The 26,733-nt window shown below is 59.4% G+C and carries 24 protein-coding genes and 1 tRNA gene; 10 read left to right on the top strand and 15 right to left on the bottom strand.

Features of this window, described 5'->3' with window-relative positions; genetic code table 11:
* Positions 1-332 precede the first annotated feature (332 nt).
* Entirely contained in the window at positions 333-539 is a 207-nt protein-coding gene (locus DSM107133_RS02310; RefSeq protein WP_028955124.1) for a cold-shock protein, read from the top strand.
* Positions 540-794: 255 nt separating this feature from the next.
* Here DSM107133_RS02310 and DSM107133_RS02305 read toward each other — a convergent pair whose 3' ends face one another.
* Complete coding sequence (locus DSM107133_RS02305) at positions 795-1,397, bottom strand: hypothetical protein (RefSeq protein WP_114294443.1); 603 nt, start codon at positions 1,395-1,397, stop codon at positions 795-797.
* 282 nt (positions 1,398-1,679) lie between these two features.
* On the opposite strand from DSM107133_RS02305, the gene DSM107133_RS02300 reads away from it, so the two are divergent.
* Positions 1,680-2,030 carry a hypothetical protein gene (locus DSM107133_RS02300; RefSeq protein WP_162792079.1) on the top strand — a complete coding sequence of 117 codons (351 nt, stop codon included), beginning with the start codon at positions 1,680-1,682 and terminating at the stop codon, positions 2,028-2,030.
* 15 nt (positions 2,031-2,045) lie between these two features.
* Positions 2,046-3,083, top strand: a complete 1,038-nt coding sequence (locus DSM107133_RS02295) for an aminotransferase class V-fold PLP-dependent enzyme (protein WP_114294446.1) — start codon at positions 2,046-2,048, stop codon at positions 3,081-3,083.
* Positions 3,084-3,769: 686 nt separating this feature from the next.
* Here the strand turns inward: DSM107133_RS02295 and DSM107133_RS02290 are convergent.
* The 6 genes from DSM107133_RS02290 to DSM107133_RS02265 form a co-directional block, all read right to left on the bottom strand.
* The gene (locus tag DSM107133_RS02290; RefSeq protein WP_055296358.1) at positions 3,770-4,801 is read right to left on the bottom strand and encodes an IS110 family transposase; all 1,032 of its coding nucleotides are present in this window, start codon (positions 4,799-4,801) and stop codon (positions 3,770-3,772) included.
* A 207-nt stretch (positions 4,802-5,008) separates the two neighbouring features.
* Positions 5,009-8,062, bottom strand: a complete 3,054-nt coding sequence (locus DSM107133_RS02285; protein ID WP_114294448.1) for an efflux RND transporter permease subunit — start codon at positions 8,060-8,062, stop codon at positions 5,009-5,011.
* Complete coding sequence (locus DSM107133_RS02280; protein WP_114294450.1) at positions 8,059-9,153, bottom strand: efflux RND transporter periplasmic adaptor subunit; 1,095 nt, start codon at positions 9,151-9,153, stop codon at positions 8,059-8,061. Before DSM107133_RS02280 ends, DSM107133_RS02285 begins: the two co-directional genes overlap by 4 nt.
* Positions 9,150-10,235, bottom strand: a complete 1,086-nt coding sequence (locus tag DSM107133_RS02275) for an efflux RND transporter periplasmic adaptor subunit (RefSeq protein WP_114294452.1) — start codon at positions 10,233-10,235, stop codon at positions 9,150-9,152. Before DSM107133_RS02275 ends, DSM107133_RS02280 begins: the two co-directional genes overlap by 4 nt.
* Complete coding sequence (locus DSM107133_RS02270) at positions 10,232-10,672, bottom strand: MarR family transcriptional regulator (protein WP_114294453.1); 441 nt, start codon at positions 10,670-10,672, stop codon at positions 10,232-10,234. Before DSM107133_RS02270 ends, DSM107133_RS02275 begins: the two co-directional genes overlap by 4 nt.
* Positions 10,673-10,834: 162 nt before the next feature.
* A complete protein-coding gene (locus DSM107133_RS02265; RefSeq protein ID WP_114294455.1) occupies positions 10,835-11,401 on the bottom strand; it encodes a hemerythrin domain-containing protein in 567 nt (188 codons plus the stop codon).
* 227 nt (positions 11,402-11,628) lie between these two features.
* On the opposite strand from DSM107133_RS02265, the gene DSM107133_RS02260 reads away from it, so the two are divergent.
* Both DSM107133_RS02260 and DSM107133_RS02255 read left to right on the top strand, forming a co-directional pair.
* Positions 11,629-12,537: a lipid A-modifier LpxR family protein gene (locus tag DSM107133_RS02260; RefSeq protein ID WP_114294457.1), complete on the top strand. Its 909-nt coding sequence runs from the start codon at positions 11,629-11,631 to the stop codon at positions 12,535-12,537.
* Between the two features lie 112 nt (positions 12,538-12,649).
* Positions 12,650-13,714 (top strand): Hint domain-containing protein, encoded by a 1,065-nt coding sequence (locus DSM107133_RS02255; protein ID WP_114294471.1) that lies wholly within the window; start codon positions 12,650-12,652, stop codon positions 13,712-13,714.
* Positions 13,715-14,352: 638 nt separating this feature from the next.
* Here DSM107133_RS02255 and DSM107133_RS02250 read toward each other — a convergent pair.
* Together DSM107133_RS02250 and DSM107133_RS02245 are read right to left on the bottom strand one after the other, a co-directional pair.
* Entirely contained in the window at positions 14,353-14,895 is a 543-nt protein-coding gene (locus DSM107133_RS02250; protein WP_162792080.1) for a hypothetical protein, read from the bottom strand.
* Between the two features lie 21 nt (positions 14,896-14,916).
* On the bottom strand, positions 14,917-15,489 hold the full coding sequence (locus DSM107133_RS02245; protein WP_114294472.1) for a TlpA disulfide reductase family protein: 573 nt from the start codon (positions 15,487-15,489) through the stop codon (positions 14,917-14,919).
* 22 nt (positions 15,490-15,511) lie between these two features.
* On the opposite strand from DSM107133_RS02245, the gene argH reads away from it, so the two are divergent.
* Genes argH through DSM107133_RS02225 form a run of 4 tightly spaced genes read left to right on the top strand, consistent with a single transcriptional unit; the run spans position 15,512 to position 17,551 of the window.
* On the top strand, positions 15,512-16,903 hold the full coding sequence (argH, locus tag DSM107133_RS02240; RefSeq protein WP_114294460.1) for an argininosuccinate lyase: 1,392 nt from the start codon (positions 15,512-15,514) through the stop codon (positions 16,901-16,903).
* Positions 16,900-17,076, top strand: coding sequence for a hypothetical protein (locus DSM107133_RS02235; RefSeq protein WP_205387853.1), 177 nt, complete (start codon positions 16,900-16,902; stop codon positions 17,074-17,076). The genes argH and DSM107133_RS02235 overlap by 4 nt, the downstream gene beginning before the upstream one ends.
* Positions 17,073-17,234 (top strand): hypothetical protein, encoded by a 162-nt coding sequence (locus DSM107133_RS02230; protein WP_205387854.1) that lies wholly within the window; start codon positions 17,073-17,075, stop codon positions 17,232-17,234. The genes DSM107133_RS02235 and DSM107133_RS02230 overlap by 4 nt, the downstream gene beginning before the upstream one ends.
* Positions 17,234-17,551 (top strand): DUF2834 domain-containing protein, encoded by a 318-nt coding sequence (locus tag DSM107133_RS02225; RefSeq protein WP_114294462.1) that lies wholly within the window; start codon positions 17,234-17,236, stop codon positions 17,549-17,551. The genes DSM107133_RS02230 and DSM107133_RS02225 overlap by 1 nt, the downstream gene beginning before the upstream one ends.
* A 364-nt stretch (positions 17,552-17,915) precedes the next feature.
* On the opposite strand, the gene DSM107133_RS02220 is transcribed toward DSM107133_RS02225, so the two are convergent.
* From DSM107133_RS02220 to DSM107133_RS02200, 5 genes are all read right to left on the bottom strand, one after another.
* Positions 17,916-19,520 carry a DUF1963 domain-containing protein gene (locus DSM107133_RS02220; protein ID WP_114294466.1) on the bottom strand — a complete coding sequence of 535 codons (1,605 nt, stop codon included), beginning with the start codon at positions 19,518-19,520 and terminating at the stop codon, positions 17,916-17,918.
* Positions 19,521-20,043: 523 nt separating this feature from the next.
* Positions 20,044-21,075 (bottom strand): IS110 family transposase, encoded by a 1,032-nt coding sequence (locus DSM107133_RS02215; RefSeq protein WP_055296358.1) that lies wholly within the window; start codon positions 21,073-21,075, stop codon positions 20,044-20,046.
* Positions 21,076-21,863: 788 nt separating this feature from the next.
* Positions 21,864-21,940 (bottom strand) — tRNA-Arg (locus tag DSM107133_RS02210).
* 103 nt (positions 21,941-22,043) lie between these two features.
* Positions 22,044-22,505: a GNAT family N-acetyltransferase gene (locus DSM107133_RS02205; RefSeq protein WP_114293999.1), complete on the bottom strand. Its 462-nt coding sequence runs from the start codon at positions 22,503-22,505 to the stop codon at positions 22,044-22,046.
* Between the two features lie 23 nt (positions 22,506-22,528).
* A complete protein-coding gene (locus DSM107133_RS02200; RefSeq protein WP_114294000.1) occupies positions 22,529-23,446 on the bottom strand; it encodes an MYG1 family protein in 918 nt (305 codons plus the stop codon).
* A 267-nt stretch (positions 23,447-23,713) separates the two neighbouring features.
* Here DSM107133_RS02200 and DSM107133_RS02195 point away from each other — a divergent pair, with 267 nt between their 5' ends.
* Positions 23,714-25,903 carry an NADP-dependent isocitrate dehydrogenase gene (locus tag DSM107133_RS02195; protein ID WP_114294001.1) on the top strand — a complete coding sequence of 730 codons (2,190 nt, stop codon included), beginning with the start codon at positions 23,714-23,716 and terminating at the stop codon, positions 25,901-25,903.
* A gap of 82 nt (positions 25,904-25,985) precedes the next feature.
* Here DSM107133_RS02195 and DSM107133_RS02190 read toward each other — a convergent pair whose 3' ends face one another.
* Entirely contained in the window at positions 25,986-26,660 is a 675-nt protein-coding gene (locus tag DSM107133_RS02190) for a glutathione S-transferase family protein (RefSeq protein ID WP_114294002.1), read from the bottom strand.
* Positions 26,661-26,733 lie beyond the last annotated feature (73 nt).

Raw genomic sequence — 26,733 nt, 5'->3', positions numbered from 1 at the left:
TTCACGCTCCCAAGACATTTTGCTGTCATCTTCGCAAAAATGCTCTCATGGAATAATTTTTTTATCAACTGGTAAAAAAATTATCTTGCCAAAGCTCCGGTTTTTACAGGCCAGGCGCCCAAAAACAGGGCAGCGAAACCTATCGGCACAGTCTTGCCCAAAGCCGGTCAGAGTCGAATATTACTTGATTTCGAGCCCAAGAGTGCTCATATGCAACCTGCGACGTTACACCTATCGACCACACTGCTCCTTTTTCGGGCTCAGTCTCTCGATCTGTCTAGACTTTGCCGACCTGCCGCATTCCGTGGGCAGTTTTTTAAAGGAGAATAACGATGGCTACTGGCACCGTTAAATGGTTCAATACAACAAAAGGCTACGGCTTTATCGCACCCGATGGCGGCAGCAAAGATGTGTTCGTGCACATTTCGGCTGTTGAGCGTTCGGGCCTGACCGGTCTGGCCGACAACCAGAAAGTCACTTTCGACATCGAAAATGGCCGCGACAACCGCGAAAGCGCGATCAACATCGCACTGGCATAAGCCTTTTTGTTGATATGATAGATGAAACGGGCGCTTCGGCGTCCGTTTTTGTTTGTGCGATCGGCGATTCGCAGCGCCCCGACGGGCGAACGTGGCGCATCTTTGACATGGCTGGTTTCCTGACTCTGGCCACGGGGCGACGCCACACAATACTGGCCGAAACGTCACGCATTTCTGTCCCAAACCGGTCCTTGGGCAGGGTCTGGGGCAAGGGCAGACGAGCGGACTTTTCTGCCTCTGAAGAACCTCGACTGACTAAGCCAACGGTGTTTTGAGATCATAGAAATCAAACATCTCAGCCGCACGGTTTAAGGCTTCGGTACTTTCCGAATAGAACAGCAAGTTACCTTCCCAAAATTCGACGTAATCGGTTGACCCACACGAAAGCAATTTCGCATCCCATTGTCCAACGCTGAGCAAGATGCAAAGTGTAACCAACGCTTCGGCCTCTACATTTTGCTGAGGTGTTCCAGCCAATTGATCCTCTAAGTCGTCGGAAAGCGGGCCAAAAAGTATGGCTGGGTTCTCAACCAGATGATCAGAAGCCAGATTGTCACCTATAATATTGAGAAAGTGATTTTTCTGGGATGGAAACCCATCCGCAAAATGATCGATCCAAAGCAGCCGATGTGTATTTTTCGGAAGCCACTCCACCATCGACAAAAAGACATAGGTGAGCTGAAACGGATGTGCATCAAGAAAGCGTCCTATCCGCCTTGACTCGTCTTCGCTGTCACCAATTCTGTACAAAAGACGCCGATACCATGCGTTCTCCAAGGAAACCGCGTACTTGTCTTCACCCAAGTACTTTAACGCATCAGTGATACTTAACGACTTCACTTCTATCAGCCCAGCCAAATCCAGGGAGATGTGACGATAAGTTGGACAAGAAATCTAGTCAATTTAGCCTCCAAGCCGACCTTCGCCGCATGGTGCATCGAAGTCCGGTGCGCGGGACAAAGTTAACTTTCGCTGCAGCTGCCCAAAGGACAGCTAATAGTATGAACCAGCTAGCCAAAGACATTCGTTCTTGGGGCGACCCAAACTAGCGACGTTAGCCAGTCTTACAAATTGCTTGGTAATTTCGCTCTGCGTTCGTACCGTGGTCTTCATTACAAATGGCGACTAGTGGAGAATAAGATGGCTCTCAGCTCTGACCAAGAAACTGCATTTTCATTGGCTTTGAGAGCAGCACTGGCTTATCGACGCGACGATCATACTCGACCGGTTTGCCCTTCAGAACCGGCACCTGCCGCCCTGGAACGGTTTCGCGAATGCATGCCCGAACAAGGAATGGCTGCTGATGCGGTCATCGGAGAGCTGATCAACCGAATAGAGCCGGGATTGATGGGCACAACCAACCCTAGATTTCTTGGCTGGGTCATTGGTGCTTCGCATCCTGCAGCCGTCGCAGCAGACTGGTTAACGTCGGCCTGGGGGCAGGTTGCCAGCTTTGCCGACATTGCGCCGGGTGCGTCGGCCGCTGAATAAGTTGCGGCAGAATGGTTGCTCGACCTGCTTGGCTTGCCCGCAGACGCGGGTCTTGGTTTTGCGACAGGCGCGACCATGGCGAACTTTACGGCACTTGCCGCCGCCCGGACCGCACTTCTGGACAGGGCTGGTTGGGATGTCGAAGCGGATGGGTTGTTTGGCGCTCCTCAGGTCAACGTGGTTCTAGGGGGGGAAGCGCATTCGTCGGTCTATCTGACACTTCGAATGCTGGGCTTCGGCTCAAAGCGCGTCCACATTGCAGAGGCCGACACACAAGGCCGAATGCGGCCTGACCGACTTGCCGAAGTATTGGAAAGCCTTGATGGCCCGACCGTAGTGTGCCTGCAGGCGGGCAACGTGAACAGCGGCGCCTTCGATCCGTTCGAGGACCTCATTCCTATCGCTCATAAACACGCGGCATGGGTGCATGTAGATGGAGCATTCGGACTCTGGGCCGCGGCAGCGCCGGGGACCCAACATCTAACAAGAGGGATGGCCGGTGCGGATAGTTGGGCCGCAGATGCCCACAAATGGCTTCAGATACCCTATGATTGTGGAGTTGTCGTGGTTCGTGACCGGGGGGCACAACAGCGTGCAATGGGATCGACTGCCAGCTATTTGCCCCAAGAGGAACGGCGCAACCCTGCGGACTACGCTCCCGAGCTTTCGCGGCGAGCGCGGGGAATTGCCGTCTGGGCTATGCTAAAGACCTTGGGACGATCCGGTGTTGCTGAGATGATCGACCGTCACTGTTCAATTGCAAGACATATTGCGGAGCGTCTCGCGCAAGAGTCGGGACTGACGGTGCTCAATGATGTGGCTCTGAATCAAGTTGTCCTGACGTGTGGAGATGACGGCGACCCAGACGCTGGTCGCAAGACGGAGGCAACGCTTGCTGCCATTCAGGCTGAGGGAATATGTTATCCAAGTGCTGGACATTGGCGTGGACGCACGGCCATGCGGATCTCGGTATGCTCTGGCCCCATGACGTTGGAAGACGGTGCGCGCTCAGCGGAGGCAATCATTTCGGCGTGGCGACGCATCCGTGCTTAGGTTTTGGTTACGATTTTGACCACACCTTGTAGAGCGGCCATTCGTGCCATGCGCAGCATCGCTGAGTCTGGGCTCCAAGCCGACATTCGTCGCATAGTGCATCGAAGTCCGGTGAGCGCGACATAGCTGATGTTCGCTAAGCCGCGCATCGACGGGCCGTGGTGCGGCGATCCGACCGTCGTGCATGCCACTTTATGGCAGCCAAGCACAGCCCAGCTGTCCGTCACGCGCAACAGCAACCAAATCGCCGCGCAGGTGACAAACGGCAAGGGCTCGAACCGCCCCTTCGCGACACCCGGCGCGAACGCCCGCTTCCGTAATGGGGCGGGCCTCTGTCAAGGGTTTCGGGCAAGTCAAAAATCCCGGCGAGGATCTCATTCCTCACCAAGTTTAAGACACAAATTCAAAAGCTTACTTTTCCTTTTTCACTGCAACCGCACATCAGGACTGAGGGACACCCCCTACCCGGGCTTCGTTCTTCCGTCCGTAGTCAGCCTCATAGCTGCCACTCTATGCCTGGTCCAAATCTGGTCCTGGGTGCCCATCTTTCCCGCGTATTCAGCATTTGCTGATAACTTGCGGGCCTTCGGCATCTCCAGGAACCTCGTCCCGGCAAGGGACCTCGACGTACCTGTCATGAGGCGCAGCTCAACCCTCCGCTCTGAATTGTCCTTGAAGCTTCCCGCTCATGCAGTCGCGCCGGAGTTCTGCGTGTAGCGGAACGGCGTGCCGTCTATCCACATGCGGTGCAAGACGACGCCAATGCGTCGAGCAAGTGCAATCATGGCCCTCTTCGCCCCACGCCTGTGCGCTACTTTAAGTGCCCAAGATTGCAGCCAGTTCGGGGCACCACGGTGCATCAGGATCATCGCTGCCTGATACAACGCGGTTCGAAGCCCGCGATCACCGGCTCGCGTGATTTGTCCAACGATGTCCATCTCTCCGGATTGCGTGCGCCTTGGCGTAAGCCCCGCCCACGGTCCGACATCCTTCGACCGCGCAAAGCGGGTCGGATCATCAATCGCAGATTTGACTGTCAGGGCGACGATCGGACCGACACCTGGCATCGTCATCATCAAACGGCAAACATCGTCGTGTTTTGCCAGACCCGCGATTTTGGCATCCAAGTCAGCCAACTCGGCGCGCAACTGGGAACGCGCGCGCAGAAGAGCCTCAGTCGACGCGGACAGGATCTCATTCTGCTCAACCAGTTCCCTCACCCGGGCCTCGTACCTAATCCTGGTGACATGCCCCAGCTTCATGCCAAAGTTTCGCAGAACACCCCGCATCGAAAGCTCAAGGTTGATGATGGCCTGCTGAACTGACTTGCGCGCCGTCAGCAACGCGCGGATTTCCTGGGAGGACACAGATTTGCGGTGCACGGGCCTGTACCATCCCATTTGAAGCAAGCGCGCAATGCCCTGGGCATCGCGCCTGTCGGTCTTGATCGGCATGGCTTTCAAGGCTGCCTTCACCAATCGTGTTTCCATCATGACCACGTCAAAGCCAGCTTCTTCCATTCCCTTGCTCAGCCATTGGGACAAAGGTCCGGCTTCGAGCCCGATCGCATCGATCGAATATGACAATGACGCTATTGCACGTACTAATGCCTCAGGCTCGCTCTCCGCCTGTAATTCTTCAACGATCCTCCCCTGTGGCCCCAGCACACAAATCGCAGTGCTTGCCAGAGATACATCCAATCCGATAAATACATTCATGTCGTTGCCCTTCTATTCTTAGGAATTGAGGCGCATGGAAACATACGACCTCGTAGACGCGCTGCAGGCGCATCAAGGGCAACGGCACTTCAGATCATGCTGACAAACAAGCGAAACGTGCTCGATTCGCCGAAAGCCCCATTACGGCATCTTTCCCACCAAGGGTCATTTACCAACCCAAAGACCAAAGCCATCTGACGCCGAAAATCACGCCGCGCCATCCTCCCCGTCCGGCTTCACATTGAACACGGCCAGATACAGCGCAGGCACAAACAGCAGCGTCACAATCGTGCCGACAATGATCCCGCCCATCATCGCAAAGGCCATCGGCCCCCAGAAAATCTGGCGCGAGATCGGGATCAGCGCAAGGCTCGCCGCCGCCGCCGTCAGCAGGATCGGACGCGCCCGGCTGTCGCTGGCCTCGAACACCGCAGCCCACGCCGTGCGGCCCTTTTCGCGCAGCACTTCGATCTCGTGGACCAGAATGATCGAGTTGCGGATCAGGATGCCGACCAACGCCAGAACGCCCAGGATCGCCACAAACCCCAGAGGCGCCCCCGACAGCAACAGTGCCGCCACCACACCGATCAGCCCCAGCGGCGCGGCGCACAGCACGACAAAGCCGAGGCGGAAGCTTTGCATCTGGATCATGATCAGAACCAGCATCAGCAACATCATCAACGGCATGACCGACGCGATCGGCCCCTGGCTTTCGGCGCTGGATTCAACCGACCCGCCCACAACCACCTTGTAACCCAGCGGCAGATCGGCACGAAAGGCCGCGACCTTGTCGGCCAGATCGTTGACCGCGGTTGCCGGTTGATCGTCGGTGGCAATTGCCGCCATCACCGTCACGGTGGGCATACGGCCACGCTGGTACAAGACCGGCTGTTCGGTGTCGTATTCAAAGGTGGCAACCGATTGCAGCGGGATCGTGACACCGTCCGAGAGGTTCAGCTGCAATTCCTCCAACGCCTCGACCGACTGGCGCGCCGTGTCATCACCACGCGCCACGATGTCGATCAGATAGGCCGCATCCCGCAATTGCGTGACCCGCGCGCCGACATAGACCGCGTTCAGGGCATTGGCGATGTCCGAGGAGGACAGGCCAAGCTGGCGCGCCTTGTCCTGCAACAGGTTCACCCGCACCACCCGCGACGGTTCGTTCCAGTCCATCACGGTGCTTTTGGTGCGCGGGTCCGAGGCGACCAAAGCCGCCAGCCCGCGTGCCAGATCACGCACGCGGTCGCTCTCGGGGCCGCTGATCCGGTATTGCACAGGGCGGCCAACGGGCGGGCCGACTTCCAGCAGTTTCACAAAGATATCGGTGCCGGGAAAGGCGTCGGCGGCATAGGTTTCGATATCGTCGCGCAACGCATTGCGCGCTGCAACCGATGGCGTCTGTATCACGATCTGCGCGGTGTTCGGGCTGGGCGTCAGCACGTCATAGGCCAGAATAAAGCGCGGGGCGCTGCGTCCGACATAGGACGAATGGAACAATATGTTCTCGTTGCCTTGCAGGTGGTTTTCCATCTTTTCGACCTGCGCCTGTGTCTCGGAAATCGACGCGTTCTGTGGCAGGGTCATGTCAACGATCAGCTCGGGGCGGTCCGAGCTGGGGAAGAACTGGTTTTCAACCGAACCCAGCCCCCAGACCGAAATACCAAAGACAACGACAGTGGTCGCAATTGTCACCCAGCGAAACCGCATGGCCCCCCGCAGGATGCGGTGGAAAGCCCCGCGCACGCGCCCCGGTTCACCTGTGTGATGCTTCCACTTTGCGGGCAGGAAAGTGACCCCCAACAAGGGCGCAAACAGAACCGCGACGATCCAGCTGACCAGCAACGACACCGCAATGACGACGAACAGGGAAAAGGTGAATTCCCCCGCCGAAGACGAATTCAACCCGATCGGGATAAAGCCCACCACCGTCACCAGCGTGCCCGACAGCATCGGAAAGGCAATCGAGGTCCACGCGTAAGAGGCGGATTTGGTCAGGCTTTCGCCCCGCTCCAGCCGCGAGATCATGGTTTCGATGGCAATCATCGCATCATCCACCAACAGCCCCAGCGCGATAATCAGCGCCCCCAGCGAAATCCGTTGCAGGGTGAAATCCAGATAGTTCAGGATCACAAAGGTGATCGCCAGCACCAGCGGGATCGTCAGCGCCACCACAAAGCCTGCGCGCATCCCCAGGCTGACAAAGCTGACAGCCAGAACAATCAGCACGGCCTCGACCAGCGCCTGAATGAAATGGCCCACGGCCTCCTCCACCACATGCGGCTGGTCCGCGACCTGCTGGATCTGGATGCCCACGGGCAGATCAGCCTGTGCCTGAGCAATGACCTTGTCCAGCTCCGTGCCAAAATCGACGATATTGGCCCCCGAGCGCATCCCAACGGCAAGGCCAATGGCCTCCTGGCCGTTGTAATGGAACAGTTCCGACGGCGGGTCCTCGTAACCACGGTGAATGTCGGCCACGTCGGTCAGCCGGAAAAACCGCCCGTCGACCCGCAGGTTGATGTCCTGAAGGCTTGCAGCATCGGTAAACTGCCCGCCGATCCGCACCAGAACCCGTTCGGGGCCTGCGTCGATCACACCGCTGGGCACAATCGCGTTCTGGGCGGCCAGTGTCGCCTGTACCGCCTGCTGGTTCAGCCCCAGGGCCGCCAGCCGTTCGGTGGAATATTCCATATAGACCACTTCATCGCGGGTGCCGAAAATCTCGATCTTGCCGGAATCGTCCAGCTGTTGAATCGCGCGGCGGGTCTGTTCGACATAGTCACGCACCTCGCGCGGGCTGAACCCGTCCGAGGTAAAGGCGTAGAGGTTGCCAAAGACATCGCCAAAGTCGTCATTGAACTGAAACCCGGAAAACCCGTCCGGGAAATCGCCGCGAATGTCGTTCATCATGTTGCGGACTTTTTGCCAGGTCTGGCGCAGCTTGTCGCCGCGCACGGTGTCCAGCAGATTGACATAGACAACGGTCTGGCCGGGGCGCGTGACCGAGCGGGTGAAATCCAGTTCAGGCAGGTCTTCCAGCTTTTTCTCGATCCGGTCGGTGACCTGCATGCGCATTTCTTCAACATCCGCGCCGGGCAACGCTGAGGAGATCACCATGGTCTTGATCGCAAAGTTGGGGTCTTCCTCGCGCCCGATGGTGCTATAGGCCAGCGCCCCTGCAACGATCGACACGATCATCAGGAACCACACGAAAGACCGGTGTTGCAGCGCCCAGTCGGACAGGTTGAAACGGTTCATTGGGACACGCCTGGGCCGACAGTCTGGCCCTCCTCTAGAGAATGGATACCTTTGGTGACAACTTCGTCACCGGCTGAGATGCCGCTGGTGATGCGCACGCGCGGGCCAAAGCGCCTGCCCAGACCGACCGGCGTGCGATGGACAGTGCCTGTCGCGCCATCCGCGCTGCGGCTGACCATCCAGACGGCGGGGCTGCCTTCGGGGTCAAGAACGGCGCTGTGGTCCAGTGTGATGTCCAGCGCGGCCGTGGTGGCCGGAGAGACGCGCACCAGCGCGCCCAGACGAAAGCCGTCTGGCGGGTCTTGCAGGGTCAGGTGAACGCGCCGCGTGCGGGTCGATGTGGCGGCCACCGGATCAATGCGCCGCAGCGCGGCCTGTGCGGTCACGTCGGTGTTGGCGGCCAGCGTCACATCGAACAGCAGGCCCACATTCAACGCGGCCGCGTCGCGCTCGGTCACGTCCAGCGTGATTTCGCGCATATCCGTGCTTGCCAGCACCACGACGCGCTGGCCCGCGCTGACCGAAGCCCCTGCTTCCACATCGGTTTCAATAATCACCCCGTCCTGCGGCGCGGTCAGCGTGGCAAAGCTGCGCATGTCGCGCGCCTGGGCAAGGGCGGCGCGGGACTGTTCAACCGTGGCAATGGCCCCGGTCAGGGCGCGTTCCGCGTCTTCCAGACGGGTGGCGCTGTCCGTGCCACGGCTCAGCAGTTCGCGCGCGCGGTTTTCAGCGTCGCGCGCGGCGCGCAACTGCGCCATGGCCACCTGAACACCCGCTTCGGCGGCGCGCACGTCTGCGTCCAGATCTTCGGGATCAAGGCGGGCCAGAACGGCCCCTTTCTGCACCAGGTCGCCGGTTTCCACGGGGCGTTCGGCAAGGGTGCCCGCCAGCAAAAAGCCCAGATCGGTTTCGGTGCGCGCGCCGACAATCCCGACAAAGCGGCTGCGATAGCTTGCGTGCGCGTCCACGATTTCGGAAACCACGGGGCGCGGAGTGTCCGGCGCGGGCGTTGCGTCGTCGCTGGCAAGGGCCGGTGTAACGAGCGCGGCCAGCAAGGTCAGGACAAGTGTCAGTTCAGGGAGCGATTTCATTGGCTGTCTCCTGCGGCACGTACAATGCGGCCGGGGTAAAGCAGTTGCGCCCCGCGTGTGACGACCTCTTCGTTTTCGTCCAATCCGCCCGACAGTATGATCCAGCCGGTCTGATAGCGTTCGACGGTGATGGGACGCAGCGACACCGCCATCGTGTCAGGGTTCACAACCCAGACCGCAGGCCCCGCGGCCGTGGCCGACATCGCGGTATAGGGCACGGCGATGCGGGGTTGATCCGTGACAGTTACCGTGCCGCGAATGGCGTCGCCGTAAGTGATATTGGGGGCGGTGTCCTCTATCGTGATCTTGACCGCAACTGTGCCCGCCCCGGCGTCCACCAGCGGAGAGACCTCGCGCACGGTGCCGCTGAAATGGACGTTGGGCCGGTCGATCAGGGCAAGGTCGATCTCGTCGACAAGTCGCGGCGTGGACATCAACACTTCGGGCATATCAAAGATCGCGTCGATCTGGCTGCCCAGAGCCAGCTCCAGAACCGGCTGTGCGGCGCCGACAACCTGACCGGGTTCGGCCAGCCGCTCGATCACGGTTGCGTCCGTCGGGGCGGCAAGGGTGGTGTCATCCAGCGCCCGTTGCGCGCGTTCCAGATCGGCATTGGCCTGCGTCAGCGCACCTTCGGTGATGCGCAAAGCGTCTTCGGCGCTGTCGCGGCTGATCCGTGTGGTGGCACCGCGTTCCAGCAGCGCATCCTGACGGTCAAGATCTTCGATGGCCTGTGTGTGGTTGGCCTGGGCGGTGGACAGCCCCGCCTGCGCGGCGCGCAGCGCCTGCACCTGCTGCACGCTGTCCATCTGCGCCAGAACGGCCCCCTGTTTCACCTTGTCGCCTTCCTCGGCCTGTAGCTTGGCAATGCGGCCCCCCGACGGGAACGACGCGCGCAGCGTGTCGCGGGCGACCACCTCGCCGGTCAGCGAATAGGTCAGCGTTTGCGCGCTGCGTGTGGTGGTGACAATCTCGACCGCCAGCGGCTCTTCCGCGACTGCGCCTGTGGCGGCCAGCGTCAGAGCTGCCCAGAAAGACAAGGTTTGCAGGGCTTGGCGGCCCCCAAAGACCCGCAGTGTCATGGTTTCATCCCTTCAGAGCAGGTGTCAGAGGTCATATTGTTCATCACTTTTTGCATCATCATGACAAAGGTCTCGATTTCCTGATTGTTCAGTCCGGTCACTTCGCGGAATTCCTGGGCAGCAAATTCACCCAGATGTATCTGCAAGTCGCGCCCGGCGTCGGTCACGTCCAGCAGCCACGCCCGGCGATCCTGCGTGTCGCGCAGGCGGTACACCAGGCCGCCGTGTTCAAGCCGGTCGGCAATCGCCGTCAGCGTTGACGGCAGAATCTGCAACTCCTCGGCCAACGCCCCCATGCGTTTGGCTTCAGTCAGCTGCATGAGGATGTGGAATTCGCGGCGCGACAGGTCCAGTTCATGTTCAAGGCTTTGAACCCGCGTCTCAAAGACCGAGCTCAAGGCGTTGATGCTTTTCATCAGGAAAATCTCGTTCGACATCTCGGCGGTCTCCGGTGCGCGACAGCAGATTCGGGCTGCAAGCGTATAGCGGCTACAAATTTAGTTCGTCAAATGAAACATTTTGAAAGCGAAGTAAAACAGAAATTTCCCGGCGGCGTGAATTGATGCCGCCGGGAGGTCCGGTTTTGGGCAGATTGCCTGTTATCCGCGCAAGGCGTGATGCAGGATCACGGGAACGGCCAGATCTTCTTCGTCGCCCAGATGGCGGTCGAGAAAGGCGCGGATGGCGGCGGTTTGCGTCACCAGTTCCCCCGCTTCCTCGCGTGCGGTGGCCTCGTCCAGTTGCACCAGTTTGATGACACGGCTGCCGGTGCGGCTGAAATTGTCCAGCACGCGGTCCAGCGCCTCGTGGTCTTTCTCCAGAATCTCCAGACCCGTATCAAAGCGCGGATCGGCGGCAGAGAGTTCGGGGAAAAACTCACGGTCCTCAAAGTGGTGGTGCCCGTGCAGATTGCGCACCAAAGCCGTGCCATAGCGGCCCAGATGGTCGGCAAAGTCTTCGGGATCGCGGTTGCGGTCCAGAAAGCCCTTGGTCTGGTCGTGCAGATGGTCCGCCAGCACGCGAAACTTTTCGTGGGCGCGCATCCACTGGCGTGTGGATTTGGCAAAATGCGGATTGGCCGCCCAGGCGTCACGGGGATAGTCGTGCAGCAGCACGCCCATTTCAGCGGGCATATCAGTGGTGCGGATCGGGATGAGATCGGTCATGGCGGTCTCCTTTCCCGACATCAGATAGGCAGGGTATACGGTGATTTGACCTGCGCAAAAACGCACAGAACGCAGGGCTTTGACGCACTGCGGTTCTGCGGCGCTGCGTCTCGCAGGACACGGATACAGACTGTTGCAGGGAAAAAACGCTAAGGGCGTTTTCACCTTTGGCGGCTATGTATTAGATATCCAGCAAGCCGTGGGGGCGCAGATGACGGGACAGAACCATGTTCAAACACGCACTTGCAGCGCTGGTCGCGCTGCTGCCCCTTGGCGCACAGGCGCAAGAGTTCACGCGGTTGGGCTTTGGCTATCTGCTGACCAATGACTTTATCGGTGACGGGCAGGACCGCTGGCGCACCGGCTCTGTCGCCTCGTCCCGTGTCTGGGGCCGGGGTTGGGATGGCGCGCTGCCCACCGGCTTTGGACAGCTGATCGAATTGCGGCTGGGGGCCGAGATTATCGCCCCCGACAATCTGGAAACACCCGCGCCCTCTGACCGGCCCTATGCGGGCGCCGTGTCGGTTGGGGTGCACAGCCATTTTCAGGCGCAGGGGCTGGATATGTCGGTGGGCGGTGACCTGGTGGTGGTCGGACCATCAACCGGACTGGACAGCTTTCATGGTGCACTGCACGACGCTTTTGGCGGGCCCAAAGTGTCGGATGCCACCCGCAGCGCACAGATCGACAACGGGATTTATCCGACGCTGGTGGTCGAAGCAGGGCGCAGCTATGATTTTGGCGGCCACACCCTGCGCCCCTTTGTCGAAGGGCGCGCGGGGGCCGAGACACTGGTCAGGGCCGGTTTTGACATGCATTGGGGCGGACTGGACAGCGCTGCGCTGATGGTGCGTGATCCGGTCAGCGGCCAACAATACCGCGCGATTGACGGAGGCGCGGCCGGCCTTGGTTTTGTGCTGGGGGCCGATGTGGCCCATGTCGCCGACAGCGTGTTTTTGCCCCGGGATCGCGGCTATGCCCTGCGCGATGCGCGGCTGCGCGCCCGTGCCGGCGTGGAATGGCGCGGCGAAAACGGCGGCGGCGTGTTCTACGGGCTCAGCTATCTGGGGCAGGAATTCGAAGGGCAAGGCGAAGGCCAGTTTATCGGCAGTTTTCACGCGCAGTTCCGGTTCTGAATGAGGTTCATCCTGCAACAGTTTGCGGATGCACGAAAATACCCCCTATGCGCAGGGAATCAGTTTTGATAGCCTGACCTCAATAAAAAACGAAGAGGCAGGCAAGCAGGCAATGGGAACGGGCTTTCGTGGCACGTTTGTCATCTCCTGGTCGCAAACAGAAATAGACGGCCTTGAGGCCGCGCCGATGCAGTCCCTCAACGTAGGGGCGGCGTGGTCATGGTATGGCGATCCCGTGCGCGTGGATGGGCCGTCGGATATTTTGCGACTGGACGGTGCGGACGGTTCAGAGAATCTGCGCAAGCGGGCGGCACGCATGGTGCATCGCCTGGTGGGCGCAGCGTTGGATTACACGCCAGCGGATCGGGTGAAATGGGACGAGGAAGCGCCGCTTCTGGACAGCAGTTTTGTTGTCACGGATGGCGCACGCACGTTCACCGTCACCTTGATTGAAGTGGGGCGCGGGACGCAGCCCTTGCTGATGTTCCTGAATGACATCCCCCCGCGCAACAGCGATCTTTGGGTGGTGCATCACACCTTGGGCGCCAATCGCGGCAACCCCACGGGGCGCGATGCGGGCGGCGTGATCTGCTTTACCCCCGGCACATGGATCACAACGCCGGATGGCGCGCGGTTGATCGAGGATCTGCGCGAAGGCGATCTGGTGCAGACCAAGGACAGCGGCGCGCAACCCATCGAATGGGTCGGCAGCCGCCCGATGACCGGCGCACGGCTGTTTGCGATGCCGCACATGCGTCCGATCCGCATCCGCGCCGGCGCACTGGGCGTTGAACGCCCCGATGAATCTCTGCTCGTCTCGCCCGAGCACCGGATGCTGGTCAAGGGCGACGTGGCGCAGGCGCTGTTCAACACGCGTGAAGTTCTGGTCGCGGCCAAGGATCTGATAAACGGGCGCACGATCACCGTGGATTTGCAGATGCCCAATGTCACCTATGTGCATCTGATGTTGCCCAGCCACGAAATCCTGTGGGCCAACGGAGTCGAAACCGAAAGCTTTCATCCGGCCAATACTGCGCTGACCACGCTGGCCTCGGGTGACCGCAAACGGTTGCTGGACCGGTTTCCCAATCTGGACTACGACCCGCATATCTACGGACGCTTTGCGCGACGCAATCTGTCGGGGTCAGAGGCGGCTATTCTGAGGCACGCGGCCTAGGATCAGGACCCAAAAACCAAGGTTTCCGGCAGATATGTTCTGGCGAGGGTTCGCAGAGCGGGCCGCCTATGCCTGTAAGCGAATCGTGTGTTTTAACTGGGAGTCCTACGGAAAACTCGGGGATGCACAGACTTGGCTGATAAGCATTGCGGTGTTTGTAGCATTGCTTCTTATTTCCTTCCTGACTTTCCGCTGAACGGCGGCTCCGTCCGCGCTGCGGACCTTGGTACGGGGCGCGCCGAAGGTTCGGATCGAGCCCTGCGTGACCTTGCCACACAGGGCAGCGCCAGACCGCGGGTGGGCATCATGACGAAAGTGGATGCCACTTTATGTCTAACCTTTGGCGTGGGGATGCAGAAACGCGATACGGTGAAAAAGCGCCCGCCCATGGGGCGGTCGGGCGCTGCCTCTCACACATTGCAAAGCAATGTGTTGCCGGCAGGTGTTCGCTTTGCGAACACCGAGAGGTCGGCGGCACTTCGCGCCTTGATTCCGGGCTTTGGTGGGTGGGTTTGGTGAATGGGCGCTATGTCCCGCATAACTGACACCCAACCTGCCCGGTCTGAGCGTCTGCTATTGGCTGTAATACCACAGGACCATACACCCCTGATGCACCGGTCTGAAACAGCCCCGCCCGATCAGCGCTTGGCAGGCTGATGCGACAAATGTTGCTCGGGGGTTGCGCTGCGGATTGTCTCGCAGGCTTCGCCCGAAAGGCCAAGAAAGGCCGCAGCCTCGTTCAATTCACGAAATGCGGATGCGGTGATAAATTTGCTTTCGCCCAACAGGGTCACAAACATGCGCCCCATACCAAACCCCAGATCGCCAGGCGCCAGCACCGCGATACGCACCGAAAACCCCAGACTCTGACGGCGGTTATTGATGCTTTCGGCCAGCAGGATCACATCGGAATGGGTCAGATCATTCGACTCTGTCCCGCGAAAGTCCTGCAAGACGTCAAAGGAAATATCGTAGTTGGGAACGTTTCTGAAACCTTCGAATGATTCAAAAATCTCCGGTCGGGTCAGGTTGCCCCAATAGCGCAACCAAACCAGTCGGTGTTCGGGTAATATCAGGCACTCGATCGGCACAAGAACACTCGTGAAAAGAGAAGGTTTGGCTCCAAAATAACATAATCGACGACCCTGCCCAAGCGCAAACGACACGGAAATACCGCGCATTGCCTGACGGTATGTACGGGTTCAGTTGCCAGTCGTGTCTTGCCCCGTCAGTTCGGCAATGATCGCCTTGGCGCTGTCCGAGCTCCAGTCGGCATCGCCCCGCAAGCGCGCGACTTCGCGGCCATCAGGGTCGAGAATCACGGTAATCGGCAGGCCGAAAATGCCCATCTGGCTGGCCAGAGCCTGTTGCGGGTCCTGATGGCGGGGCAGGTTGTCGATGCCCGTTTCGGTGAAAAACTTCTTGATACCTTCAGGCGAATTGCGGCCCGTGGCCAGCGTCAGCACCTCGAAAGTGTCGCCGCCGAACTGTTCTTGCAGGGCCGACAACATCGGCATTTCCTTGCGGCAGGGCGCGCACCATGTGGCCCAGAAGTTCAGCAAGACCCATTTGCCGCGATAATCCTCCAGCGTCACCTCGCCGCCGCCGTCTTCCAACTGGAAAGCTGCCGTCGAAGTGGCCTGGGGGCTGTCATGGAACACCAGCTTCTTCATCGACCCGTCGCGCAGGCCCGCTGCGGCCTGAACGTCAGCAAGGGCAGTATTTGCACCCAAGGCAAGGGCCGTATACACGAGCGCAGCAAAGAGTTTCTTCATATTCCCTCCAAAGGTCCAAACCATGACAGACAAGACTGCAAACACCATGTGGGGCGGCCGCTTTGCCGCCGGACCGGACGCGATCATGGAGGCGATCAACGCCTCGATCGGGTTCGACCAGCGGATGGCGGCGCAGGACATTGCAGGCTCGCGCGCCCATGCCGCGATGCTGGGCGCGGTGGGCATCATCAGTCCTAACGATGCCGACACCATTCGGGAAGGGCTGCTCACGGTCTTGTCAGAGATCGAAGGCGGCACCTTCCAGTTTTCCACCGCCCTCGAAGACATCCACATGAACGTCGAGGCGCGGCTGAAAGAGGTGATCGGCGAACCGGCAGGCCGCCTGCACACCGGCCGCAGCCGCAACGACCAGGTGGCGACCGATTTCAAACTGTGGGTCCGTGACCAGTTCGACGCCGCCGAAAGCAGTCTGCTGGCGCTGATCGACGCGCTGCTGGCACAGGCCGAGGCGGGGGCCGATTGGGTCATGCCCGGCTTTACCCACCTGCAAACCGCGCAGCCCGTCACATGGGGCCATCACATGATGGCCTATGTCGAAATGCTGGGCCGCGACCTCAGCCGTGTGCGCGACGCGCGCGCGCGGATGAACGAAAGCCCGCTGGGGGCTGCAGCCCTGGCCGGCACGTCCTTTCCCATCGACCGTGACATGACCGCACAGGCACTGGGCTTTGACCGCCCTGCCGCCAACTCGCTGGACGCGGTCAGCGACCGCGACTTTGCGCTGGAATTTCTCGGCGTGGCCAGCATCTGCGCCATGCACCTCAGCCGCTTTGCCGAAGAGCTGGTGATCTGGTCGTCTGCCCAGTTCCGCTTTGTCACCCTGTCCGACCGGTTCAGCACCGGCTCGTCCATCATGCCGCAAAAGAAAAACCCCGACGCCGCCGAGCTGATCCGCGCCAAGGTGGGCCGGATCATGGGCGCCAACGTCGGCCTGATGATGGTGATGAAAGGGCTGCCGCTGGCCTATTCCAAGGACATGCAGGAAGACAAGGAACAGGTCTTCGACGCCGCCGACAACTGGATGCTGGCGCTGGCCGCGATGGAGGGCATGGTGCGCGACATGACCGCCAACCGCGACAGCCTCGCCGCTGCCGCAGGGGCCGGTTTCAGCACCGCCACCGATCTGGCCGACTGGCTGGTGCGGGTGCCGGGGATTCCGTTCCGCGATGCCCACCACGTCACCGGATCGCTGGTCGCCATGGCCGAAGCCAAGGGCTGCGATCTGCCCGACCTCAGCCTTGCCGACATGCAATCGGTGCACGGCGACATCACCGAAGCTGTCTTTGACGTGTTGGGGGTGCAAAATTCGGTGAATTCGCGTATGTCTTATGGCGGTACGGCCCCCGCGCAGGTGCGCGCGCAGGTCAAACGCTGGCGCGAGGTTTTGAAATGATCCGAACGATTGCTGTTTTGTCGCTGCTGGCCCTTGCGGCCTGCGGTGCCGACGGCGAACCCGTACAGCCGACAATGAACGCAGGTATCAGTCTGGGAACGTCCGGCATCGGAACCCATGTGGGCGTGGGTCTGCGCAAGGGGCCGCTTTCGGTGGGATACCGGGTTCAATGATCCGGGCCATCGCTTTCATGATCGCGCTGGCGGCGCTGGCGGCCTGTGACCCCGCAACACAAGCCGACGCGCCGCATGACCATCAGCAGCCGTCGGCCACCGAACCGGGATTGCGTGTTTCGGGCTTTGCCAAGGTCGGCGTGGTGAAAACGTTTTGATGTCGCCGCTGCGCCTGATGTATCTGGGACTGGCCGTCTGGGGGGCGATGCACCCGATGTATTGGTTTCTGGCATGGTTTCGGGAAAACGGCTTTGATCTTGGCCTGATGGTGGACGCATGGCATGTCAATGCGGCCTCCAGCGGTCTGGTCTGGGATCTGACGATTGCCGCAATTGCCCTGACGGTGTGGATCTGCGCCGAAGTGCGGGTGCGCCGCAACTGGGTGGCGCTGCTGGCGATTCCGGCGACGTTCTGCATCGGGGTAAGCTGCGGGTTGCCGCTGTATCTGTTCCTGCGCACACGGCCGGTGACCTAGGGTCCAGACCCTAAGGCGGCGGTCGGCGGGCGCATGTGGACAGGCCGCGAACCTACCGTTCGCCGCGATCTGCGCGAAGGTTCCGTCTGCCAATTTTGGTTCGTTGATGACGCAAAGGCCAAAGTCATCTGACAACGTATGTCGAACGCCGCACATCTTTGCATCGATGCACCGGATTTTCTGAATCCTATAGACGAGCCGCTTCACGCAATATTGGTCAAAACGTCAAGCATTTCAGACCCAAACCAGACCTTGGGCGCGGTCTGGGACCAAGTCGGCTGTGCGGACGAAGCGGGCGTTCAAACCGGATACCTGAATGTCAGCTTGCGGGATTAAACTCTTACTCTGAAACGGCCTCTATTTTTCAATGCCCCTCAAGCCATGCTTCGACATGTTCAAATCGACTTTTGCGTAAGTCGCTCTCAGAGATAGTTACATAGAGAGCGCCGACATCGCCCCACATCCACCCCATCGCCCGGTCGCTTGCCAATTGAAAAAGTAGCTGATCAATTTGATCAAAGGCGTCACTTTGGATGAGATCGGGCAGTCCTCCCATTCGATGTGGCAGGCCCGGTTCGATGTATTTTGCAGACTCTGCTAAGGTTTCAAGCATATCCCGTGGGAGCGTCTGTGGGGCATTATTGTCATGTGTATACAGGTCAAGGAGATCTTCACGAATTGCCATCTTGACGTGTTTTTCCATGTTAATGCTATGGGAGTTTTTGGCCAAGACTTCGCCGCTCTTGACCCAATACTCAGCGGAGGTTTCACAAAATGCACCGGTCAGCTCTACCCAGTCCAACGCGCTAATGGGCGTCTGAGGATCTTGCGATTCTATTTTCTGCATGGCGGCCTTTGCCCCCTCAGCCATTCGCGTACCCCAGGTCAGATAGGCCCGGCCAAGGCGCTCTATTTCTTCTGTTAACGCCGCCTCAGGATCGGGACCGGGATATTCTGCGAGCGTTTTGTCCAAAGCGTTGCGATATCCCACATAGCGCTCAAGGTTCCATAGCACCCCTTCCAATGGAAGACTGACGCTGCCCTTTCTTGCAAGCGCGTCTGTCCGTCCCTCTGCATGCGCTTGTTCAAGCTCGGCCTTCATGGCAGCGAATTGGGCGATTTCCGCATCAATACACGCGTAAGCCCGTTTGACCCATCCGGTGCAACGTTCGGCACGCACCTCGGTTTCAGTACGTTCGAAAAGAGCGCTGTATCGACCAAATTTATTGATAGGCCCACCTTGGTAGTCCGTGCTTTGCATGGCGCGCTTGCTTATCTCTTCCGTTAACCCGCTATGGTCGAATTCAGGCGCACTCAGTAATCCGCTATTCCCGACAAAACTGCGCTCGAACTCATCAGGTTTCAGATCTCTCAGAATTCCTTCGACAACATAGCGAGCGCCACGCCATGTTAGAGGGCGATTTAATGCGGAAGAAATCTTATTAAAGCCGTTCTGCGCCACAGGTGCTTCGTAAAGGTCTTCACCCTGAATCGCGGAAGGGCCACCCTCTTCAGGGCCAATCTGGGTAAATTCAAACTCTTGTACAACGATGTCGATAGGCCACCTGCGCCAGAACTTCGGGACACCTGGCCTGATCTTGGGCGATGTATAGTCGATATATTCGGACATCGAGTGGCGGACGGTCGGCGTGTCCTTTGGTGGTTGGCGCTCGGAGCCCAAGCGAGGGGTGTGCAAGACCTGCACGGTATTGTTTTCGGCGTGATCTTCAAGTTTCAGGGTCTCCACAAAAAGCAATAGCCATCCTTTGCGCGGCCCCAAACCATTCCAGAGAGTTCGGGGTAAATCACCGCAGCAAATCTGTGCAACAAAGTGCAGTGGAGCACCTTCATCGTCGCGTGGCCACTTGGTGAGCCTTGGCATCATTGGAAGCCCACCCAGCCAAGATCGAGGCGCTTCATCGAAGCGAATGGGAACTTGACGTTTCAGAACAACAGAAGTCTTTTTCAAAGTATGCGCCCTTTGCTCTGAAAATCTATCGTTTCATGGTTCAAAGGCCGACATCGACAGGTCTGCCAAAGCAGACATTCACGCAGCTTGCGGCATTGGTCAAGTTGGGCTCGTTCCTGCCGTTCGCGACGATCTGTGCGAAGGCCCGCTTCCGTAATGGGGCGGGCCTCTGTCAAGGGTTTCGGGCAAGTCAAAAATCCCGGCGAGGATCTCATTCCTCACCAAGTTTAAGACACAAATTCAAAAGCTTACTTTTCCTTTTTCACTGCAACCGCACATCAGGACTGAGGGACACCCCCTACCCGGGCTTCGTTCTTCCGTCCGTAGTCAGCCTCATAGCTGCCACTCTATGCCTGGTCCAAATCTGGTCCTGGGTGCCCATCTTTCCCGCGTATTCAGCATTTGCTGATAACTTGCGGGCCTTCGGCATCTCCAGGAACCTCGTCCCGGCAAGGGACCTCGACGTACCTGTCATGAGGCGCAGCTCAACCCTCCGCTCTGAATTGTCCTTGAAGCTTCCCGCTCATGCAGTCGCGCCGGAGTTCTGCGTGTAGCGGAACGGCGTGCCGTCTATCCACATGCGGTGCAAGACGACGCCAATGCGTCGAGCAAGTGCAATCATGGCCCTCTTCGCCCCACGCCTGTGCGCTACTTTAAGTGCCCAAGATTGCAGCCAGTTCGGGGCACCACGGTGCATCAGGATCATCGCTGCCTGATACAACGCGGTTCGAAGCCCGCGATCACCGGCTCGCGTGATTTGTCCAACGATGTCCATCTCTCCGGATTGCGTGCGCCTTGGCGTAAGCCCCGCCCACGGTCCGACATCCTTCGACCGCGCAAAGCGGGTCGGATCATCAATCGCAGATTTGACTGTCAGGGCGACGATCGGACCGACACCTGGCATCGTCATCATCAAACGGCAAACATCGTCGTGTTTTGCCAGACCCGCGATTTTGGCATCCAAGTCAGCCAACTCGGCGCGCAACTGGGAACGCGCGCGCAGAAGAGCCTCAGTCGACGCGGACAGGATCTCATTCTGCTCAACCAGTTCCCTCACCCGGGCCTCGTACCTAATCCTGGTGACATGCCCCAGCTTCATGCCAAAGTTTCGCAGAACACCCCGCATCGAAAGCTCAAGGTTGATGATGGCCTGCTGAACTGACTTGCGCGCCGTCAGCAACGCGCGGATTTCCTGGGAGGACACAGATTTGCGGTGCACGGGCCTGTACCATCCCATTTGAAGCAAGCGCGCAATGCCCTGGGCATCGCGCCTGTCGGTCTTGATCGGCATGGCTTTCAAGGCTGCCTTCACCAATCGTGTTTCCATCATGACCACGTCAAAGCCAGCTTCTTCCATTCCCTTGCTCAGCCATTGGGACAAAGGTCCGGCTTCGAGCCCGATCGCATCGATCGAATATGACAATGACGCTATTGCACGTACTAATGCCTCAGGCTCGCTCTCCGCCTGTAATTCTTCAACGATCCTCCCCTGTGGCCCCAGCACACAAATCGCAGTGCTTGCCAGAGATACATCCAATCCGATAAATACATTCATGTCGTTGCCCTTCTATTCTTAGGAATTGAGGCGCATGGAAACATACGACCTCGTAGACGCGCTGCAGGCGCATCAAGGGCAACGGCACTTCAGATCATGCTGACAAACAAGCGAAACGTGCTCGATTCGCCGAAAGCCCCATTACGGCATCTTTTCCATTTTGGGTCATTTGATGATGCAAAGGCCAAAGTCATCTGAGGTTCAACGACGTGACAATGTACCATAAGTTTGCACACCCGACCGATCCGGCCCTGATCATGATGTGAAAAGGGATTTTCAAACAGCGACTTAGGGACGACCCGTCTTTCAACATGGGCATAATCTTGCACACTGCACACATAAGCATGCACAGATCGGATGTTTCGGGACATTGATCGTGGTCGTCGTGAATGGCGGCTCAGCGGACTTTGCTGCCGTTCACCAAAGCCCGGAATCAAGGTGCGTAGCACCGCCGGGCAGCGCCCGACCGCCCCATGGGCGGGCGCTTCCTCACCGTGTTTCACCTCTTCTCCCGCACGCCAAAGACGAGAAATAAAGTGGCGGCCACTGGCATTCCGATGCCCACCCGCGGTCAGGCACTGCCCTGTGTTGCACGGTATTTCGGGCTCATTTGAGACTTTCGCTGCACACGGCACGAACGTCAGCTTCGTGCTTCATTCCCAATCTGCGTCGTTGCGAATAAAAATCCGAGCCCCACACTGCGTCGGCGCATAAAGCGCTTGACACAGGGTGTGCATGAAAACCGCCAAATCGTGCAAGCTTATGCTTCATTGGTAACGACGCAGCAGTGGCGATCCCGGGAGGACTCGAACCCCCAACCCCCTGATTAGAAGTCAGGTGCTCTATCCGGTTGAGCTACGGGACCGTTGGACTAGCTTCTGGAGCGAATAGATACGAATGTCAAATTCGGTTTCGGCATTTTCCGACCCTTCACAGATCGCCCGAAAGACGGGGCGCGCCGCAGGGCGTCAAAGATGTCGTGTCATGAAAACACTCAGCGGATCCAGATCATATTTGCCAAACGGTTGGCACTCTTCGAAACCATTGCGGGCATAAAGCGCGCGGGCGGGGGCGAAAAGCTGCGTGGCGCCGGTTTCCAGGCTCAGCCGGGTCAACCCCCTGGTCCGGGCCTGTGCAATCAACGCGCCCAACACCGCCTGCGCAATGCCGCGCCCGCGGGCCTCGGCGGCGGTGTGCATTGATTTCAACTCGCCGTGCTGCGCGTCCAGCGGCTTGAGCGCGCCAACCCCCAGAACCACATCGCTTTCCCGCGCAGCCAGAACAATCGCCCCGGCGTCGAACAGGGATGCGGGGTTCATCACATGGCAGCTTTCGGGGGGCGATTGGGCCTGCATCATCTGCAAATGCCGGACAAGAAGGGCAATGACATCGGCGTCCTGGGCGGTGGCTTGAGCGATGATATAGGGCATGATCCAGACCTTGGGCTTTTGCGCTAACCTGCTTCGGCAACCGCAAGCTGCGCCATCTGCAAAATCGCCGCGCGGCTGTCAGCGACCGCAATAAAGCGCCCGTTGTGGCAAAACTTGGCACCTTTGACGCCGCTCGCCGCTTCCAAAGGCGCATCTGCAAGACCGGCCCAAGCGGCGGGCAGGTCGGCGCGGGTGTCAAAGGTGTCCTCGCCGGTGCGGATCGTGGTCAGCGCCCAGTCGTCGCCGCGCGGGTGGACAACGAACAGCAACTGATCGGCGCCGGCCTTTTCAACACCGGCGCGAAAGGGCATGCCCATCGGCAGTTCCAGTATGCGCCCCGAGCCCGCAGCCTCGATGGCCTGCATCACCATCGCTTCGGCACGGTGTTTGGCGGCTCTGCGGTTGATCTGCGCCTCGACAAAGGTACGCGCCACCGGCAGGGCCGCCATAAAGGCACGGTCGTCAGCGCCTTCGGCACGGTCGTCGAACACGGGCTTGAGGCTTTCCAGCAGCACCGGCAGCGTCAGCCCCGCGAAAGGCCCCGCTTCGGACGCGTTCACCGCGCCGTTGTCGAGCAGGTCAACCGGCAGCACAAAGCCGCGGTCAAAGGAGGCATGAATTGTTTCGACGTCTTGCTGCGGCACGTTCATCGCAACCAGATAATCACGGCCATAATGCGCCCAGACCAGCCCGAACGAGCTGTAGGGCTGGCCATCTTCACGCAGCGGGTTGGGGCGTTGGTGGTGGTCAAAAATCTGCGCGCCGGCATCAAACTGGCCACCCACGTCATAGATGATCCGGTCAGACGCGGGGGTGATCCACGCCTTGTCACGACTGCGCACCAGCTGCGCGTCGGGAAACAGCCGCGTCAGGATGACCGAGGACAAAAGCTCGTCTGCATGAAAACCGCCGGAATGGGTGACGAGGTGCGTGATGGTCATGGCTGTGTCTCACATAAAATCGGGCGACCGTGGGGCCGCCCTTGCGTGGGGTGAACGTGGTCGACCGGTCCGGCCGGTCTGCGATACTGTCTGGGCAGCTTGGCGGGCCTTAGCACGGGCGCGCGCGTGCGGCCAAGGGCGGGCGGCCTTACTTCGCCAAAACATTCAGCATTGTCTGCAAACAAATCTCGGTATGCAAAGGTATACTGTCGACCTTGGCAAAAGGGTCGGCTATGAGAGGGCAAATCCCAGATCAAGGAGATTCCCATGTCCGATATTATCTATACCAAAGTCGACGAAGCCCCCGAACTGGCTTCGGCATCCTTCCTGCCCATCATCCAGAAATTTGCCGCTGCCGCCGGTGTGTCCGTCGGCACCAAGGACATCAGCCTTGCGGGCCGCATTCTGGCGACGTTCCCCGAGCACCTGAAAGAGGACCAGCGCCAGTCCGACGATCTGGCCGAGCTGGGCCAACTGGTGAAAACCGCCGACGCCAACGTCATCAAGCTGCCGAACATCTCGGCCTCGGTGCCGCAGCTTGTCGCCGCCATCAAGGAACTTCAGTCGCAAGGCTTTGCGCTGCCCGACTACCCTGAATCCCCCGCAACCGACGCGGAAAAGGAAGTGCGTGCCAAATACGACACCATCAAAGGCTCTGCCGTGAACCCCGTGCTGCGCGAGGGCAACTCGGACCGCCGCGCCGCCAAAGCGGTGAAAAGCTTTGCCCAGGCCAACCCGCACCGCATGGGCGACTGGACCGCGGACAGCAAGACCAAGGTGTCTGCCATGTCGGGCGGCGACTTCTTTTCCAACGAACGCTCGGCCACGCTGGACAAAGACACCACAGCCAAGATCGTGCTGGTCACCGACGCAGGCGAAACCGTGCTGAAGGACGGCCTGTCCTATCCCGCAGGCACCGTTGTCGATGCGACCTTCATGAGCGCCGACGCCCTGCAAAGCTTCCTTGAAGAGCAGATCGAACAGACCAAAGCCGACGGCACCCTGTTCTCGCTGCACATGAAAGCCACGATGATGAAGGTTTCGGACCCGATCATCTTCGGCCACGCGGTCAAGGCGTTCCTGGCGCCCGTGTTCGAAAAGCACGGCGATGCCATGCGCGATCTGGGCGTGAACCCCAACTCGGGCCTGGGCGACCTGCTGGCACGGGTCAAGGACAACGCCGACATCATGGCCGACATCGACGCCTGCATGGCCGCGCGTCCGCCGATGTATATGGTGAACTCGGACAAGGGCATCACCAACCTGCACGTGTCGTCCGACGTGATCATCGACGCCTCGATGCCCGCGCTGATCCGCGCAGGCGGCAAGGGCTGGGGACCGGATGGCAAGGAACACGACACCAACTGCGTGATCCCCGACAATTCCTACGCGCCAGTCTATGATGAATCGATCAAGTTCTTCAAAGAGAACGGCAAACTGAACCCCGCCACCGCAGGCACCGTGCAAAACGTCGGCCTGATGGCGCAAAAAGCCGAAGAATACGGCAGCCACCCCACCACCTTCGAGATTGCCGAAGCGGGCACCGTCAAGATGATCCTCGACGACGGCACCGTGCTGCACCAGCACACCGTCGAAGCAGGCGACATCTGGCGTTCCGCCTCGGCCCGCAAGGCGCCCATCGAAGACTGGGTGAACCTGGCCATCGACCGCCAGAAGGCCGAAGGTTGCAGCGCCATCTTCTGGCTGGACGCGGCCCGCGCCCATGACGCGGAACTGATCGCCTATGTCAAACCGATCCTCGAGGCCAAAGGCGTCGCCGACAAGTTCGAGATCATGGCCCCCCGCGAAGCCACCCGCCGCTCGCTGGAGATCATCACCGAAGGCAAGAACACCATCGCCATCACCGGCAACGTGCTGCGCGACTACCTGACCGACCTGTTCCCGATCCTCGAACTGGCGACTTCCGCGAAAATGCTGTCCATCGTCAAACTGATGAACGGCGGCGGCCTGTTCGAGACCGGCGCGGGCGGCTCGGCCCCCAAGCACGTCCAGCAGCTGCAAGAGGAAAACCACCTGCGCTGGGACAGCCTTGGCGAATTCTGCGCTCTGGGTGAAAGCCTGACGTTCCTCGCCGACAGCAAGGGCAACGAAAAGGCCCGTGTTCTGGGGCAGGCGGTCGACGCCGCAACCCAGGGCATCCTGGACAACGACCGCTCTCCCTCGCGCAAGGTCGGCGAGCCGGACAACCGCGCCAGCCACTACTGGTTCGCCCGCTACTGGGCCGAGGCACTGGCGCAACAGAACAGCGACGCCGAACTGGCCGCCCATTTCGCCCCGATTGCGAAGGCGCTGAGTGAAGGCGAAGAGGCGATCCTGTCCGAGCTGGCAGACGTGCAAGGCCAGCCCGCGGATCTGGGCGGCTACTACCACGGCGACCCCGCCAAGACCGCTGCTGTGATGCGTCCGTCCAAAACGCTGAACGCGATCATCGGCTAAGCTGCGCTTTACAGTCCAATCCAACGGCCCCCGCATCGCGCGGGGGCCGTTTTCGTTTCAGCCCCTGGATCTGGACCCTGGTCTAGTCTCCACTGATTTGGCGCGTCATGAGCCGAGACAGGTGGGAGTTTCGGTTGAGCAAAAAAGCCCTCAGAAGACTTGGGTATTTTTCAGATACAGCCTGTTTGACCGATGGCCGCGCGGCCAGAACTTCGCGCCACGCCAGAACCTTTTCTTTATCGGTCAGGATGTCGAAATCGCCGATTTCATCGAACGAGTCGAAGTACCGAAAGACCGGTGCAAAGACGGCATCAACAAGAGTGAACTCACTCCCTGCGAAATACGGGCCTTGTCCCAGTTGTCGCTCAAGTTGTGTGAATTTTGCCTCCAGTGCTTGGAGTTTCTTATTGAACGTGTCGGCAGTCGGCGCGTTATAAAGTCCCGCTATGTCGTTGAGGGTGGCCGACCCGAACTCGATCCATCCACGGTGCTGCGCGCGCGTTATCGCAGCCGAAGGGTGGAGAGGCGACGGCCGGGTATCTTCCAGGTACTCCAAGATCGCAGAGGATTCGAATATCGCTTCTTGCCTGTCGGTCAGAACCGGCGTCTTTCCCAGCGGCGAAATGGTTAGAAACCAGTCAGGCTTGTTTGAAAGGTCGATGTCAGTGCGTTCAAAAGAAACGCCTTTTTCCAACATCGAGATCGCGGCTCGCTGAACATATGGGCAAAGTGAATGGCTTATCAGATGCAGGGTCATTCGGAATCTCCATGTAGATGCAGTTGCATCTATATGGGAGCAACCAACGGAACGTCAAGGTTGATGCAGTTGC

This window comes from Pseudosulfitobacter sp. DSM 107133 (genome assembly GCF_022788695.1).
Classification (GTDB): domain Bacteria; phylum Pseudomonadota; class Alphaproteobacteria; order Rhodobacterales; family Rhodobacteraceae; genus Pseudosulfitobacter.
Note: the sequence above shows the minus strand (reverse complement) of the source record. Positions and strands in the feature narration are given on the sequence as shown.

Excerpts from the sequence above, each read along its gene's own strand:
- DSM107133_RS02310 (WP_028955124.1), top strand. The coding sequence starts at position 333 with ATGGCTACTGGCACCGTTAAATGGTTCAATACAACAAAAGGCTACGGC.
- DSM107133_RS02300 (WP_162792079.1), top strand. The coding sequence starts at position 1,680 with ATGGCTCTCAGCTCTGACCAAGAAACTGCATTTTCATTGGCTTTGAGA.
- DSM107133_RS02290 (WP_055296358.1), bottom strand. The coding sequence starts at position 4,801 with ATGAATGTATTTATCGGATTGGATGTATCTCTGGCAAGCACTGCGATT.
- DSM107133_RS02285 (WP_114294448.1), bottom strand. The coding sequence starts at position 8,062 with ATGAACCGTTTCAACCTGTCCGACTGGGCGCTGCAACACCGGTCTTTC.
- DSM107133_RS02280 (WP_114294450.1), bottom strand. The coding sequence starts at position 9,153 with ATGAAATCGCTCCCTGAACTGACACTTGTCCTGACCTTGCTGGCCGCG.
- DSM107133_RS02275 (WP_114294452.1), bottom strand. The coding sequence starts at position 10,235 with ATGACACTGCGGGTCTTTGGGGGCCGCCAAGCCCTGCAAACCTTGTCT.
- DSM107133_RS02270 (WP_114294453.1), bottom strand. The coding sequence starts at position 10,672 with ATGTCGAACGAGATTTTCCTGATGAAAAGCATCAACGCCTTGAGCTCG.
- DSM107133_RS02265 (WP_114294455.1), bottom strand. The coding sequence starts at position 11,401 with ATGACCGATCTCATCCCGATCCGCACCACTGATATGCCCGCTGAAATG.
- DSM107133_RS02260 (WP_114294457.1), top strand. The coding sequence starts at position 11,629 with ATGTTCAAACACGCACTTGCAGCGCTGGTCGCGCTGCTGCCCCTTGGC.
- DSM107133_RS02255 (WP_114294471.1), top strand. The coding sequence starts at position 12,650 with ATGGGAACGGGCTTTCGTGGCACGTTTGTCATCTCCTGGTCGCAAACA.
- DSM107133_RS02250 (WP_162792080.1), bottom strand. The coding sequence starts at position 14,895 with ATGCGCGGTATTTCCGTGTCGTTTGCGCTTGGGCAGGGTCGTCGATTA.
- DSM107133_RS02245 (WP_114294472.1), bottom strand. The coding sequence starts at position 15,489 with ATGAAGAAACTCTTTGCTGCGCTCGTGTATACGGCCCTTGCCTTGGGT.
- argH (WP_114294460.1), top strand. The coding sequence starts at position 15,512 with ATGACAGACAAGACTGCAAACACCATGTGGGGCGGCCGCTTTGCCGCC.
- DSM107133_RS02235 (WP_205387853.1), top strand. The coding sequence starts at position 16,900 with ATGATCCGAACGATTGCTGTTTTGTCGCTGCTGGCCCTTGCGGCCTGC.
- DSM107133_RS02230 (WP_205387854.1), top strand. The coding sequence starts at position 17,073 with ATGATCCGGGCCATCGCTTTCATGATCGCGCTGGCGGCGCTGGCGGCC.
- DSM107133_RS02225 (WP_114294462.1), top strand. The coding sequence starts at position 17,234 with ATGTCGCCGCTGCGCCTGATGTATCTGGGACTGGCCGTCTGGGGGGCG.
- DSM107133_RS02215 (WP_055296358.1), bottom strand. The coding sequence starts at position 21,075 with ATGAATGTATTTATCGGATTGGATGTATCTCTGGCAAGCACTGCGATT.
- DSM107133_RS02205 (WP_114293999.1), bottom strand. The coding sequence starts at position 22,505 with ATGCCCTATATCATCGCTCAAGCCACCGCCCAGGACGCCGATGTCATT.
- DSM107133_RS02200 (WP_114294000.1), bottom strand. The coding sequence starts at position 23,446 with ATGACCATCACGCACCTCGTCACCCATTCCGGCGGTTTTCATGCAGAC.
- DSM107133_RS02195 (WP_114294001.1), top strand. The coding sequence starts at position 23,714 with ATGTCCGATATTATCTATACCAAAGTCGACGAAGCCCCCGAACTGGCT.
- DSM107133_RS02190 (WP_114294002.1), bottom strand. The coding sequence starts at position 26,660 with ATGACCCTGCATCTGATAAGCCATTCACTTTGCCCATATGTTCAGCGA.